Genomic DNA, 12,270 nt, shown 5'->3' with positions numbered 1-12,270 from the left:
CCACGAACCCCGAACACCCCCACCGCCAACACCCAAGCAACCACCGGCTGCCCCACCGACTTCAACGCGACCGACAACAACACCGGCCCCCGCTCAACCCCCCGCGCCGGCACCGAACTACCCCGCAACGAGATCCCGAACCCGATCAACACCGCCGGTACGGCCATGTTGCCGATCAGGGTGAGCGGGTTCATCACGGGGCCCGGCACCTGCACTCCGGCGCCCGCCACCGCGACCCCCGCAAGAGACCCGAGCGCGACCGGATTGCGCAACGGCGTCAACACCCGCACCCACAAAGCCCGTTGCGCCCCCTCGCCCGACAGGTCCAGCACCGTGAGCGCCAGCGGGGACACCACGACGAGCTGGAACAACATCACCGGCGCCACGAGCGAGGCATTGCCCAGGACGTACACCGAGATCGGGATCCCGAGGTTGCCGGAGTTGACGTAGCTGGAACAGAGCGCCCCGATCGTCGTACGGCCGACTCCCCACCCGCGTGCGACCCCGACCGCCACGAACACCCCCGCCACCGCCGCCGTACTCAGCACCGTCACGAGCAGCCCACTGGAGAAGACCACCGAGAGGTCCGCCCGCGCGAGGGTCGTGAACAGCAGGGCCGGGGACGCGACATTGAAGGCCAGCTTGGTCAGGACGTCCCGTCCGTGTTCGCCGAGGGAACCGCGCAGCCCGATCACATACCCGACCGCGATGACCACACCGATCACCGCGAACCCGGTCAACACTCCCTGCACGGCACCTCCTCGACGGCTGCCGCAGCGCGCGCGAGGGCGTCGGGTATCCAGGGCGGGGCTGATCCATGGGGCATACAGCAAACCTAGGCGGTCGCCCCCGATGAGTTACGACCGCCCACCCGGTCTACCGATCGTGGACGCCATGACACCCGCCGTACTCGTGCCGAACCGCCCCGTCACCCATGACGAGGTGGTGCGGCTGTGCGACGAGGTGCGGCGGCGGCTGGAGACGACCGGTGCCGGGGTGGTGCTCGTCGGGGTCGAGACCGTGGGGCCCGGGCCGCCCGGGCTCGGTACCGTCGATCTCCTGGGCCGCCTCGAACTGACCGCGCGACGGGCCGGTGGCCGGATCAGGCTGCGCGGGACCGGTCCCGGACTACGCGCCCTCCTCGACCTGGTCGGACTCCGCTTCGAGATGGAGGGGCAGGTCGAACAGCGGGAACCAGCGCTCGGTGTCCAGGAAGAAGTGGAACCCGGTGAGCCTGCCGTCTGAGATCTCCAGGACCTGCACCGACCAGGGACTGAAACCGCCCGCCTCCGGGTCCGGCTTGTACTGGGCGAAGCCCGGCAGGCCGTTCACCTGCACCGGGATCAGGCGTGAGCCCTCGCAGGCGGCGCCGATCGTCGTCATGAAGCCCGTGATGTCGTCGTGGCCGGTGAGCCACAGGTCGAACGGCGGCATCGTCATGATGGCGTCCTCGTGCAGCAGCGCCGTCAGGGCGGCCATGTCGTAGCCCTCGAAGGCCGCGACGTACCGCTCCAGAAGCTTCTTCTGCTCCTCGTCCAGCGGGTCGGAGACGGCCGCGTCGGCCGCCTTCTCGTCCCGCTCGGCGAGGGTCGCCCGGGCCCGCTGCAACGCGCTGTTGACCGACGCGACCGAGGTGTCGAGCAGCTCGGCGACCTCGTTGGCCCGCCAGGCGAGCACCTCGCGCAGGATCAGCACCGCCCGCTGTTTGGGCGGCAGTTGCTGCAGCGCGGCCATGAACGCGAGCCGCACCGACTCCTTGGCGACCGCCGCCTCCGCCGGGTCGATGACGCTCGGCAGCACGCGCGCGTCCGGCATCGGCTCCAGCCAGGTGTTGTCCGGGCGGGGGGAGAGCGCGGCCTGCGCGAGGGGGGTGGAGTCGCTGAGGTCGACGGGCCGCGCGCGCTTGTTGCCCGCGGACAACATGTCCAGGCAGACGTTCGTCGCGATCCGGTACAGCCAGGAACGGAGGCTGGACCGGCCCTCGAACTTCTCGTAGTTCCGCCAGGCGCGGACCATCGTGTCCTGCACCGCGTCCTCGGCCTCGAAGGAGGAGCCGAGCATGCGGTAGCAGTACCCGGTCAGCTCGACGCGGTGCGCCTCCAGCCTGATGTCGAGGTCTGTGTCTGTCGTCGTCGCGGTGCCGTCACTCATGGTCTCGCCCACCCACCCCTGTGGCCGTTGTTCCCTTACCCCGAAACGTAGCGCAGCGCACTGACAATGGCGCGAGGAGTAAGTGAACGTGCAGGTCAGGGCGGAAGGCGTTGGTGTGGGCGTCCCTGGGGGCTGCGCCCCCAGACCCCGCTTCGGCCCTGAAGGGGCCTTGTCCTCAAACGCCGGACGGGCTGGATATTGGCACCCCGTGTTGGAAAGCACCCCCTCAAGCCGCCGCAGGCACCCGTGCCGCCGCCCGAGACCCGAACACAGTGATCGTCACCACGCCGATCACCGCCAGCACACCCACCCCGACCGTCCCCGCCCAGCCGCCCGCGTGGAACGCCATCGCGCCGACCGTGCTGCCGGTGCTGGACCCGATGTAGTAAGCGGACTGGTAGAGCGCCGATGCCTGCGCCCGCCCTGTCGTCGCCGTCTTGCTGACCGCCGAGGACGCGACCGCGTGTCCCGCGAAGAAGCCCGCCGTGATGAGCACCAGGCCCAGCAGGACCAGGGGGAGGGAGTCGGCGAGGGAGACGAGGAGTCCCGTCGCCGTCGTACCGCCCGCCAGGTACAAGGCGCCCCGTCGCCCGAGCCGGCCCACCAACCGCCCGGCCGTGGACGCGGACACCGTCCCCACCAGATACACCAGGAAGATCGAGCCGATGATGCCCTGGGGGAGGGAGAAGGGGGCCTCGGTGAGGCGGTAGCCGATCACCGTGTAGACGCCGCCGAAGACCGTCATGAACAGGGCGCCGATCGCGTACAGCCGGCACAGCAGCGGGTTCGCGAGGTGGTCGCGGACCGTGCGGGCCAGGACGCGGGGGCGCAGCGAACCCGGAGTGAAGTGCTTCGGGGCGGGCAGCAGCAGCCGGAAGGCGACCGCGCAGCCGACCGCGATCACACCGATCACCGCCACCGCGACCCGCCAGCCCCACTCCTGCGCGACCCAGCCGGTGATGACCCGGCCGCTCATCCCGCCGACGCTGTTGCCGGCCACGAACAGGCCGATCGCCGTGACCAGCGCCTTCGGCCGGACCTCCTCCGCCAGATACGCCGTCGCCGACGCGGGCAGTCCGGCCAGCGCGGCACCCTGAAGGAACCGCAACGCCACCAGCGCGCCCAGCGACGGCGCGAACGGGACCAGGACGCCCAGGCTCACCGCGACCACCAGCGACGCGGTCATGACCGTACGACGTCCGAAACGTTCCGACAGCGCGCTCATCGGCAGCACGAACACCGCGAGTCCGCCGGTCGCCGCCGCCACCGTCCAGCTCGCCGCGCTCGCGCTCACCCCGAAACCGGAGGAGATCAGCGGCAGCAGCGCCTGCGTGGAGTACAGCAGCGCGAACGTCGCCACCCCCGCGAGGAACAGCGCGAAGCTCATCCGGCGATAACCGGGACCACCCGGCGCCAGCCGTGAGTCGAGGGCGGGGACGGGGGTGGTGGCGGCCACGACGGTGGACGCCCCGGTATCGGCGGGAGACATGCCTCGAAGCTACGTACGCCCCCGCTCATCCGTCCAATGCACGGAAACGCCATAATCGTTCCCATGGTGCATCAGTACAGCTCACAGGCTCATCTGTCACCGTCCGGTGACACAGAAGACATCGTCGCGCTGCTCGCGCCCCGCCTCGCGTACTTCGCCGGCGTCGCCCGCACCGAGCACGTCACCCGGGCCGCGCAGGAGATGCAGGTCCCGCAGTCCACCCTGTCGCGCGCGATGGTCCGCCTCGAACAGGACCTGGGCGTCGACCTGTTCGCCCGCAGAGGCCGCACGGTGTCGTTGACCCCCGCCGGCCGCACCTTCCTCACCTCCGTCGAACGCGCCCTCGCCGAGATCGAGAAGGCCGCCGACGAGGTCCGCGCCGACGCCGACCCCGCCACCGGCAAGGTCGCCTTCGGCTTCCTCCACACCCTCGGCTCGGAAACCGTCCCCGGCCTCATCCGGGCCTTCCGCGCCGACCACCCCCGCGTCCGCTTCAGCCTCGTCCAGAACTACGGCGAGGCCATGCTGGAGCGCCTGCGCGCGGGCGAGTTGGACCTCTGCCTCCTCACGGCCCCCACCCTCGACGCCCCCGACGTCGTGGCCCACCGCCTGGACGTCCAGAAACTCCGCCTCGTCGTCCCCGCCGACCACCGCCTGGCGTCCCGCAAGCGCATCCGCCTGGCCGAAGCAGCCGACGAAACCTTCGTCACCCTGGAAGCGGGCTACGGCCTCCGCAGCATCACGGACGCCGTCTGCAAAGAGGCCGGCTTCCGCCCAAAGATCGCCTTCGAGGGAGAGGAGGCGGAGACACTGAGGGGGCTGGTCGCGGCCGGCCTGGGGGTAGCCCTCCTGCCCCCACCAGCCGTACCCCGCCCGGGAGTTGCGGAGCTGACGGTCACGGCCCCAAGGGCGGTGAGAGAGATCGGCGTGGCATGGCTGGACGGCCACCCGGATACTCCGCCGGTGGCAGCTTTCAAGCAGTTCCTACTCGCAAGAAAGGGCAACTTGCTCCCCACTTAGGTGTGTTCAACGTAGGGGCGCGGGGCTGTATCTATTTGCGGCTCCGCCGCGTGGGCGCACCTAGCGACACCCACCCGCACCCGTCACCCCCTACGAAGCGACCGCCCAAACCCCGCAGCCAACGGCATCCTCAACCCCAACGGCGGCGGAGCCTGAAGCGCATCCTCAACAGGCCGAGAAAACGCCCTCCCGAACAACGCCCCCATCACGAAATCCTCAACCAACGCATGCACCTCCTGCCGGTGTTGATGCAACCCGTGCCCATCGGAATGCACCTCGAACCGACAGATGTCACGATTCGCCTTCTTCGCGCGCGCCGCCAGCCGGAACGACAGTTCGGGATCGGTCCGTTCGTCGTTCGTGCCGTGCACGATCAACACCCGTCGCCCCGCGAGCTGCTTCACCGGTTCGGGTGGCGCGGCGACGTCCTGTTCGGGCAGCCAAGGAGCCAGCGCCACCACGGAGTTGACCGCCTCGTGCCCCGCGGAGCGCAACGCCGCGCGCCCGCCCATGTCGATCCCGGTGAGGCACACGGGCACGTCCCCGTAGCGGCGTACGACCTCGTCCACCGCCCAGGACGCGTCGTGCGCGAGAGACGCCTCGCTGCCGTTCCAGCCGCGACTGCGGTAGTGGACGACATGCGCGGCGAGGCCCTCGCCCTGGCCCGCGCGGGCCAGCCGGCGCCCCAGTGTCCGTACGGAAGCCGTCGCCATCATGGGGGAGGGTCTGCGCGCGGAGACCTCCTCGCCGCCGGGGAGCAGCAGCACCACGCCGCTCACCGAGGTCGGTTCGGGACCGAGCGCTCTCCCCAGCCGGGCCGTCCGAACCGGCGTCGCTTGCTGTGCCATGACAGAACAGTGTCAGAAGTGAGCGTGTACGCCATCCTTCCGCGCGGTCACCGTTACGTATCGACGGATTCGTACACCGGGTGATCTACGCGCGTAGGAGTTAGAGTGCGGAAATGACGAGCCAGAGCACCCCGAACACCCCGACGCCGGACCAGATCCGCCGGGCGCCGAAGGTTCTGCTGCACGACCACCTCGACGGCGGTCTCCGCCCGGGGACGATCGTCGAACTCGCGCGGGACGCCGGGTACACCGGACTCCCCGAGACCGACCCGGACAAGCTCGGCGTGTGGTTCGCCGAGGCCGCCGACTCCGGTTCGCTGGAGCGGTACTTGGAGACCTTCTCGCACACGGTCGCCGTGATGCAGACCCGGGACGCGCTGATCCGGGTCGCGCGCGAGTGCGCGGAGGACCTCGCCGAGGACGGCGTCGTATACGCCGAGGTGCGGTACGCGCCCGAGCAGCACCTCGACGGCGGGCTCAGCCTCGAGGAGGTCGTCGAGGCCGTCAACGAGGGCTTCCGGCAGGGGGAGTTGCTGGCGAGGGAGAGCGGTCGGCGGATTCGGGTGGGGGCGCTGCTCACCGCCATGCGGCATGCGGCCCGGGCCCTGGAGATCGCCGAACTCGCCAACCGGTACCGCGACTTGGGCGTCGTCGGCTTCGACATCGCCGGTGCGGAGGCCGGGTTCCCGCCCACCCGGCACCTGGACGCCTTCGAGTATCTGAAGCGCGAGAACAACCACTTCACGATCCACGCCGGTGAGGCCTTCGGACTGCCGTCGATCTGGCAGGCGTTGCAGTGGTGCGGCGCCGACCGGCTGGGGCACGGGGTGCGCATCATCGACGACATCCAGGTCAAGGCGGACGGTTCGGTCGAGCTCGGCCGGCTCGCGTCGTACGTCCGGGACAAGCGCATCCCGCTGGAGCTGTGCCCCAGCTCCAACCTCCAGACCGGCGCCGCCGACTCCTACGCCGAGCACCCGATCGGGCTGCTGCGCCGGCTGCACTTCAGGGCGACGGTCAACACCGACAACCGGCTCATGTCGCACACCAGCATGTCGCGGGAATTCGAGCACCTTGTCGAGGCGTTCGGTTATTCGCTCGACGACATGCAGTGGTTCTCCGTCAATGCTATGAAGTCAGCATTCATTCCTTTCGATGAACGACTCGCCATGATCAATGACGTGATCAAGCCCGGATATGCCGAGCTGAAATCCGAATGGCTGTTCCGGCAGACGGCTTCCACCAGCGGTTCTGTGCCGGAAGAGGGCTGAACGAAGGGGAATGGGGCAGGGGAGATGCGGGCGGACGTTCACAATCCGTCCGCATTTCGATGTTTGCGGCGGGTGCCTTCGCGTGTTTACGGTCTTGGACCGCTCACATCCCCGTCTTCCCATTCAAGGACGCATTCACCATGAAGCAGTCTGCTGCCAAGACCCTCGGTGTCGCCGCCCTCGGTGCTGCCTTCGCCGCCGTAGGCGCGGGTGCCGCGAGCGCCGCTCCGGCGGTGCCGGACGCCACGCAGGCGCTGGGCGCCGTGACCCACATGCTGCCCGCGGAGAACGTCACCAAGGCGCTGCCGGGTGCCGGCGAGGCGCTCAGCCAGGCGCAGCCCGCGCTCGCGGGTGGCCTGTCCGCCGTGCAGCCGGCCGCCGAGAAGGTGCTGTCCGACGGTCCGACCGCGCCCGTCGCCGGGCTGCTGGGCGGCCTGCCGCTGTCGAACACGGGCCTGCCCACGCACGGCCTGCCGCTGAACGGCATCCCGCTGGGCTGACCCCGGCCCCGAACGCGCCGATGGGGCGCACCCCCGGACGAGGGGTGCGCCCCATCGGCGTACGCGCGCACGGTCTTCACCAGGCCTCGGTGCGCGCCTTGTCCTCGGACGGGAACAGGATCCACAGCGCGATGTAGAGCAGGAACTGCGGGCCGGGCAGCAGACACGAGAGCAGGAAGATCACCCGCATCGTGGTCGCGGAGGTCCCGAAGCGCCGCGCCAGCGCTGCGCACACTCCGCCGATCATGCGGCCTTGGGTGGGGCGGGCAATGGCGGCCATCTTGGGCTCCTTCGTGAGCGTCTCTCCGAGGCTTCCCGTGTGGCCGCCTCATCTGACCTCAACGCTACGGACCAGGAGCCGGCCCCGCGTCGCTCTACGGTGCGATGCCGACCCTGGGAATCGTCGGGGTCCGTCCCTGAGTCGCTTCCTCCTGGAGGACGGTCGGGGGGAGGGGGTTCTCGGTCCTGCGGCGGAGCCAGGCACGGGACGCGGGGACGAGGGCCGCGTGGGCGAGGGCGACGCCGACCGTGTTCATCAGCAGCGAGTCGATGTCGACGACCTGGCCGGGCACCCCGGTCTGCAGCAGTTCGATGCCCAGGGAGATCAGGGCGCCCGCCGCGACCGTACGGATGAAGGACGCGAGCGGGGAGACATGGAGCCGGCCGCTGACCGTCGGGAGCAGGACGCCCAGCGGGGCCAGCAGGGCCAGGCCCTCGCCGATCCGCTTCGTGGCCTCCGGCCAGCCCAGGGCGAGATCGGCCCGGATGCTGGCCAGTGGGTGCAGATTCGGGGGCATCACCCAGGGGACGTCCCGGGGGCGCAGCGTGACCCAGGCGACGAACACGAGATGTGCGACGAGGAGGACACCTCCTGTCACACGGATGCGAATCGCGGCGCTGCCGCCGATGGAGCCTTGACGCTGCACGCCCCACAAGACGCCCTCTGCGGCACGATCGGTTCCGGGTGGATGCCGGGCACCAGGGTGAGGCCTGCGCCACACGCCCCTTTTCGCGCCTCGTTCACCCCCGAGGCGCCCGCGGCTTCAGCCGCCCGTCACCTCGCTGGACGGCGGTGCCTTGGTGCCGGGGTCGGAACGGACGTCGTCCGTGCACTCGTAGCGGCGCAGGGGCGCATTGCCGGGGCCGCCGAGGATCACCGAGCCGTCGCCCTCGGCCGCGGCCGAGTCGGAGAACGTACAGACGATCTGGGCGAGCGCGTACGACGTGAGGTCGGCCGGTGCGTTGCTCAGCCGCAGCGCGTCCTTGGGGTCCCGCGCGCGCGGCCCGCTGACCGTCATGCCGCCGCGCACGTCGGTCGTGTAGCCGGCGTCCTTCTCACCCGAGGACGGCGACTCCGCGAGCTGGTCCAGGAGCCCCTGGGCGACGATCACCCGCCGCTGCACGTCCGCCGTGCCGTCCGGCACCTGTACGGCCCGGTCGACGGTCACCAGCGACGACCCGCACAGCAGGAACACCTGCACGGGCACCCCGCGCGCGGCCTGCGGCGAGACGTCCGGCTCGGTGAGCGTGCAGGGCACCCGGGACGGCGCGGCCCCGAAGTCGGTCGGCACCTCGGTGGCCCGGATCCCGCACCCGGTGAGCAGCAGGCCGAGGAGCGGAAGGGCCAGGGGGACGGCGTAGCGGCGTCCTGCGGTCATCACGGGGTCTCCTCGGGGCCTGCGCCCTCGGCCTTCTCGCCGTTCTCGGCGCCGGGCTCCTCCGTGAGCGCGGAGGCGTCCCGTGGCAGCCGCAGGGTGAACACCGCGCCGCCCTCGGGGGAGTTGGCGGCGGTGATCTCGCCGCCGTGGATGTGGGCGTTCTCCAGGGCGATGGAGAGGCCGAGGCCGCTGCCCTCGGAGCGCGGCCGGGAGGCGCTCGCCTTGTAGAAGCGGTCGAAGACGTGCGGCAGGACGTCCTCGGGGATGCCGGGGCCGTGGTCGCGGACCGCGATGACGAGGTCGTCGTCCTCCAGCCGGACCGAGACCCGGACCGGCGAGCCGCCGTGCTTGAGGGCGTTGCCGATGAGGTTGGCGAGGATGACGTCCAGGCGGCGCGGGTCGAGCCGGGAGTGGATGCCGCGCTCGGCGTCCAGGTCCACGGCGTCCAGCCAGGCGCGGGCGTCGATGCACGCGGTGATCTGGTCGGCGAGGTCGACGTCGTCGAGGACGAGCCGGGCGGTGCCCGCGTCGAAGCGGGTGACCTCCATCAGGTTCTCCACGAGGTCGCCGAGCCGCTTGGTCTCGCTGACGACGAGCCGTACGGCGGGCTCGATCATCGGGTCCACGCTGCCGGTCTCGGCGTCGAGTTCCTCCTCCAGGACCTCGACTACGGCCGTAATCGCGGTGAGTGGAGTCCGCAGCTCGTGCGACATGTCGGCGACGAAACGGCGCGAGGCGTCGTCCCGGGCGGCCATGTCGGCGACCCGTTTCTCCAGCGCCTCGGCGGTCTGGTTGAACGTCCTTGACAGCTCGGCGAGTTCATCGGTCCCGGAGACCCGCAGCCGGGTGTCCAGCTTGCCCTCGCCGAGTCGGCGCGCGGCGATGCCGAGCCGGTGCACGGGCTTGAGGACGGTCGTCGCGGCGGCCTGCGCGAGCAGCGCGGAACCGATCAGCGCGAGCCCGGTGGCGATACCCAGCGACCAGGCAAGGGAGTTGAGGTCCTTCGCCTCCGGCTCGAGGGACTTGAGCATGTAGCCGGTCGGACCGCCGCCGATCATCCGCGTACCGGCCACCAGATACGGCGTGCCGTGCTCGGTGACCCGCTGCCAATACAGGTGGTACGGCTCCTTGTTGCCGCCCGCGGACACCGACTGCTGCTTGTTCACCGCCGTGCGCAGCGACTTGGGCACGTCCTCCAGCGAAAAGCCGTTCAGGCCGCCCGAGTTGCCGTAGACCGTCTTGTCGTTCGCGTCCTCGCCGACCAGCAGGACGCTGAAGCGCTGGCTGCTGTTGGCCATCTGGCCCGCCGTGCGCATCAGTTCGTCCTGGGTGGGGTGGACGGGCAGCGCGCCGGCGCGGTTCTGCATCTCCTGGCGGAAGTCGCGCAGGACCGCGTCCTGGGCGCGGGTGAGGACGGCCTCGCGGTTGAGCCAGTAGGCGATGCCGGACGCGGAGACGGCGGCCGTCAGCGCGACCAGACCGAACACGACCACCAGCCGCAGGCGCAGGCTGGTGAACCGCAGCCGCCACAGGACTCCCTTACGACCCGGGCGCCAGCCGCGGATCCCCCCTGGTGCGTCGGTCACTGAGGCGAGTCCAGGCGGTAACCGACGCCGCGCACGGTACGGATGAGGGTCGGGGACGACGGGATGTCCTCGACCTTGGCGCGCAGCCGCTGGACACAGGCGTCCACCAGCCGCGAGTCACCGAGATAGTCGTGCTCCCACACCAGGCGCAGCAACTGCTGCCGGGACAGGGCCTGTCCGGGGCGCCGGCTCAGTTCGAGCAGCAACCGCAGCTCGGTGGGCGTGAGTTGGAGGTCCTCGCCGTTCTTCGTGACGGTCATCGCGGCCCGGTCGATGACCAGCGAACCGAACGAGGCCGCGTCGTTGGCCTCCCGCTCCCCGCGCCGCAGCACGGCCCGGATACGGGCGTCCAGCACCCGCCCCTGCACGGGTTTGACCACGTAGTCGTCGGCACCGGACTCCAGTCCGACGACGATGTCGATGTCGTCGCTGCGCGCGGTGAGCAGAATGATCGGCAGCTGGTCCGTGCGCCGGATACGACGGCACACCTCGAAACCGTCGATGCCGGGCAGCATCACATCCAGCACGATCAGGTCCGGCCGCTGCTCACGCAACAGCTTCAGACCGTCCTCGCCGCTGGCAGCGGTGGCTACCCGGTGTCCCTGGCGCGTCAGCGAGAGCTCCAGGGCCGTCCGGATGGCGTCGTCGTCCTCGATCAGCAACAGGGAAGGCACGGGGCTCATTCTGGCCCATGTGGGGGTGGGGTTTCGACACCTGTACGGGTACGTCCCCGCAGCGGGCCCGCGGACGTCCCCGTAGCGCTCCTTTCTGTGACCGGACTGTCCGTTTTCTGAGGACGGCCGCAGAGACCCACCCCTGTGACAGGTCTGTGACAGTCGGCGGACACGTCCATGAAGTGACCCCGGCAGGATTTTCGTCACAGGCAAGGAACCGCGAGGAACCGAGCCGGAAGATCCGAACACCGGGCAAGTCCACTACGGGGGGCGCGAGATGAGCACGCTGCACAGCACCAGCAACAACGCAGTCATCACGCGTCTGCACGACGTGACCCGGGGTTCCGAGAAGTCCGGTGCCGTGAGCGGGCGGGGGTGCGTTCGCGGTGCCGGGCGTCAGCACACCGGTTACATGACGGTGGTTGACGCGCACACGGGGGAAGCGCACGGGGGAAGCGCGTACAGGGAGGACACGGGGGAGCGTCGCTCGCTGTCGGAGGCGGAGTTCACCGCCTACGTCCAGGAGCGCCGCGCCTCCCTGTACGCCACCGCGTACCACCTGACCGGCGACCGCTTCGAGGCCGAGGACCTGCTGCAGAGCGCGTTGTTCTCGACGTACAAGGCGTGGGACCGGATCAGCGACAAGGCCGCGGTCGGGGGCTATCTCCGCCGCACCATGACGAACCTGCACATCAGCGCGTGGCGCCGCCGCAAGCTGAACGAGTACCCGACCGAGGAACTGCCGGAGACGCCCGGCGACACGGACGCGATGCGCGGCACCGAACTGCGCGCGGTCCTGTGGCAGGCGCTGTCCCGGCTGCCCGAACTCCAGCGCACCATGCTGGTCCTCCGTTACTACGAGGGCCGCACGGACCCGGAGATCGCGGAGATCCTCGACATCAGTGTCGGCACGGTGAAGTCCAGCATCTGGCGGTCGCTCCGCCGCATGCGCGAGGACGAGGTCCTCAGCTTCGGCCGTGACGAGGAGGACGCCTTCGGGGAGCTCGTCGCCTGAGGGTTCGGGGGGAAGTGGGGAACGGGGGAGCACCAGAGGGACCACGGGGGATCGGCGC

Annotated in this window: 14 protein-coding genes; 5 read left to right on the top strand and 9 right to left on the bottom strand. The window is 70.3% G+C overall.

Annotation, left to right across the window (positions count from 1 at the left end):
- The coding region (locus JHN63_RS36990) for an AEC family transporter (RefSeq protein WP_200689210.1) at positions 1-752 on the bottom strand (752 nt) is incomplete at its 3' end.
- A 142-nt stretch (positions 753-894) separates the two neighbouring features.
- On the opposite strand from JHN63_RS36990, the gene JHN63_RS36985 reads away from it, so the two are divergent.
- On the top strand, positions 895-1,245 hold the full coding sequence (locus tag JHN63_RS36985; RefSeq protein WP_374222978.1) for a hypothetical protein: 351 nt from the start codon (positions 895-897) through the stop codon (positions 1,243-1,245).
- Here the strand turns inward: JHN63_RS36985 and JHN63_RS36980 are convergent.
- On the bottom strand, positions 1,129-2,151 hold the full coding sequence (locus tag JHN63_RS36980) for a sigma-70 family RNA polymerase sigma factor (RefSeq protein WP_200689206.1): 1,023 nt from the start codon (positions 2,149-2,151) through the stop codon (positions 1,129-1,131). The genes JHN63_RS36985 and JHN63_RS36980 overlap by 117 nt on opposite strands.
- A 226-nt stretch (positions 2,152-2,377) precedes the next feature.
- Complete coding sequence (locus JHN63_RS36975; RefSeq protein ID WP_200689204.1) at positions 2,378-3,640, bottom strand: MFS transporter; 1,263 nt, start codon at positions 3,638-3,640, stop codon at positions 2,378-2,380.
- 63 nt (positions 3,641-3,703) lie between these two features.
- Here JHN63_RS36975 and JHN63_RS36970 point away from each other — a divergent pair, with 63 nt between their 5' ends.
- A complete protein-coding gene (locus JHN63_RS36970; protein ID WP_200689202.1) occupies positions 3,704-4,660 on the top strand; it encodes a LysR family transcriptional regulator in 957 nt (318 codons plus the stop codon).
- Between the two features lie 83 nt (positions 4,661-4,743).
- Here the strand turns inward: JHN63_RS36970 and JHN63_RS36965 are convergent, their stop codons facing one another.
- Positions 4,744-5,508 carry a dienelactone hydrolase family protein gene (locus tag JHN63_RS36965; RefSeq protein ID WP_200689199.1) on the bottom strand — a complete coding sequence of 255 codons (765 nt, stop codon included), beginning with the start codon at positions 5,506-5,508 and terminating at the stop codon, positions 4,744-4,746.
- A 113-nt stretch (positions 5,509-5,621) separates the two neighbouring features.
- Between JHN63_RS36965 and JHN63_RS36960 the strand changes: the two genes are divergently transcribed.
- On the top strand, positions 5,622-6,779 hold the full coding sequence (locus tag JHN63_RS36960) for an adenosine deaminase (RefSeq protein ID WP_200689197.1): 1,158 nt from the start codon (positions 5,622-5,624) through the stop codon (positions 6,777-6,779).
- A gap of 140 nt (positions 6,780-6,919) precedes the next feature.
- Positions 6,920-7,279: an ATP-binding protein gene (locus JHN63_RS36955; RefSeq protein ID WP_200689195.1), complete on the top strand. Its 360-nt coding sequence runs from the start codon at positions 6,920-6,922 to the stop codon at positions 7,277-7,279.
- Positions 7,280-7,355: 76 nt separating this feature from the next.
- Here the strand turns inward: JHN63_RS36955 and JHN63_RS36950 are convergent, their stop codons facing one another.
- From JHN63_RS36950 to afsQ1, 5 genes are all read right to left on the bottom strand, one after another.
- Positions 7,356-7,559, bottom strand: coding sequence for a PspC domain-containing protein (locus JHN63_RS36950; protein ID WP_200689192.1), 204 nt, complete (start codon positions 7,557-7,559; stop codon positions 7,356-7,358).
- 94 nt (positions 7,560-7,653) lie between these two features.
- The gene (locus tag JHN63_RS36945) at positions 7,654-8,205 is read right to left on the bottom strand and encodes a VanZ family protein (RefSeq protein ID WP_200689190.1); all 552 of its coding nucleotides are present in this window, start codon (positions 8,203-8,205) and stop codon (positions 7,654-7,656) included.
- A gap of 117 nt (positions 8,206-8,322) precedes the next feature.
- A complete protein-coding gene (locus JHN63_RS36940) occupies positions 8,323-8,937 on the bottom strand; it encodes a hypothetical protein (RefSeq protein ID WP_200689187.1) in 615 nt (204 codons plus the stop codon).
- Entirely contained in the window at positions 8,937-10,523 is a 1,587-nt protein-coding gene (locus JHN63_RS36935) for a HAMP domain-containing sensor histidine kinase (protein WP_200689184.1), read from the bottom strand. The genes JHN63_RS36940 and JHN63_RS36935 overlap by 1 nt, the downstream gene beginning before the upstream one ends.
- Positions 10,520-11,197, bottom strand: coding sequence for a two-component system response regulator AfsQ1 (afsQ1, locus tag JHN63_RS36930; RefSeq protein ID WP_019055771.1), 678 nt, complete (start codon positions 11,195-11,197; stop codon positions 10,520-10,522). The genes JHN63_RS36935 and afsQ1 overlap by 4 nt, the downstream gene beginning before the upstream one ends.
- A gap of 277 nt (positions 11,198-11,474) precedes the next feature.
- Here afsQ1 and JHN63_RS36925 point away from each other — a divergent pair, with 277 nt between their 5' ends.
- Positions 11,475-12,212 carry a SigE family RNA polymerase sigma factor gene (locus tag JHN63_RS36925; RefSeq protein ID WP_200689183.1) on the top strand — a complete coding sequence of 246 codons (738 nt, stop codon included), beginning with the start codon at positions 11,475-11,477 and terminating at the stop codon, positions 12,210-12,212.
- Positions 12,213-12,270 lie beyond the last annotated feature (58 nt).

This window comes from Streptomyces sp. MBT65, assembly GCF_016612545.1.
In the GTDB taxonomy this organism is placed as follows: Bacteria; Actinomycetota; Actinomycetes; order Streptomycetales; family Streptomycetaceae; genus Streptomyces.
The sequence above is the reverse complement of the archived record's forward strand: the minus strand, read 5'-3'. Positions and strand labels throughout refer to the sequence as shown.

What these genes read in the sequence shown, in the direction of transcription:
- JHN63_RS36925 (WP_200689183.1), top strand. Translation starts at nt 11,475, where the DNA reads ATGAGCACGCTGCACAGCACCAGCAACAACGCAGTCATCACGCGTCTG.
- JHN63_RS36980 (WP_200689206.1), bottom strand. Translation starts at nt 2,151, where the DNA reads ATGAGTGACGGCACCGCGACGACGACAGACACAGACCTCGACATCAGG.
- JHN63_RS36975 (WP_200689204.1), bottom strand. Translation starts at nt 3,640, where the DNA reads ATGTCTCCCGCCGATACCGGGGCGTCCACCGTCGTGGCCGCCACCACC.
- JHN63_RS36960 (WP_200689197.1), top strand. Translation starts at nt 5,622, where the DNA reads ATGACGAGCCAGAGCACCCCGAACACCCCGACGCCGGACCAGATCCGC.
- JHN63_RS36955 (WP_200689195.1), top strand. Translation starts at nt 6,920, where the DNA reads ATGAAGCAGTCTGCTGCCAAGACCCTCGGTGTCGCCGCCCTCGGTGCT.
- JHN63_RS36950 (WP_200689192.1), bottom strand. Translation starts at nt 7,559, where the DNA reads ATGGCCGCCATTGCCCGCCCCACCCAAGGCCGCATGATCGGCGGAGTG.
- JHN63_RS36940 (WP_200689187.1), bottom strand. Translation starts at nt 8,937, where the DNA reads ATGACCGCAGGACGCCGCTACGCCGTCCCCCTGGCCCTTCCGCTCCTC.
- JHN63_RS36985 (WP_374222978.1), top strand. Translation starts at nt 895, where the DNA reads ATGACACCCGCCGTACTCGTGCCGAACCGCCCCGTCACCCATGACGAG.
- JHN63_RS36965 (WP_200689199.1), bottom strand. Translation starts at nt 5,508, where the DNA reads ATGGCACAGCAAGCGACGCCGGTTCGGACGGCCCGGCTGGGGAGAGCG.
- JHN63_RS36970 (WP_200689202.1), top strand. Translation starts at nt 3,704, where the DNA reads ATGGTGCATCAGTACAGCTCACAGGCTCATCTGTCACCGTCCGGTGAC.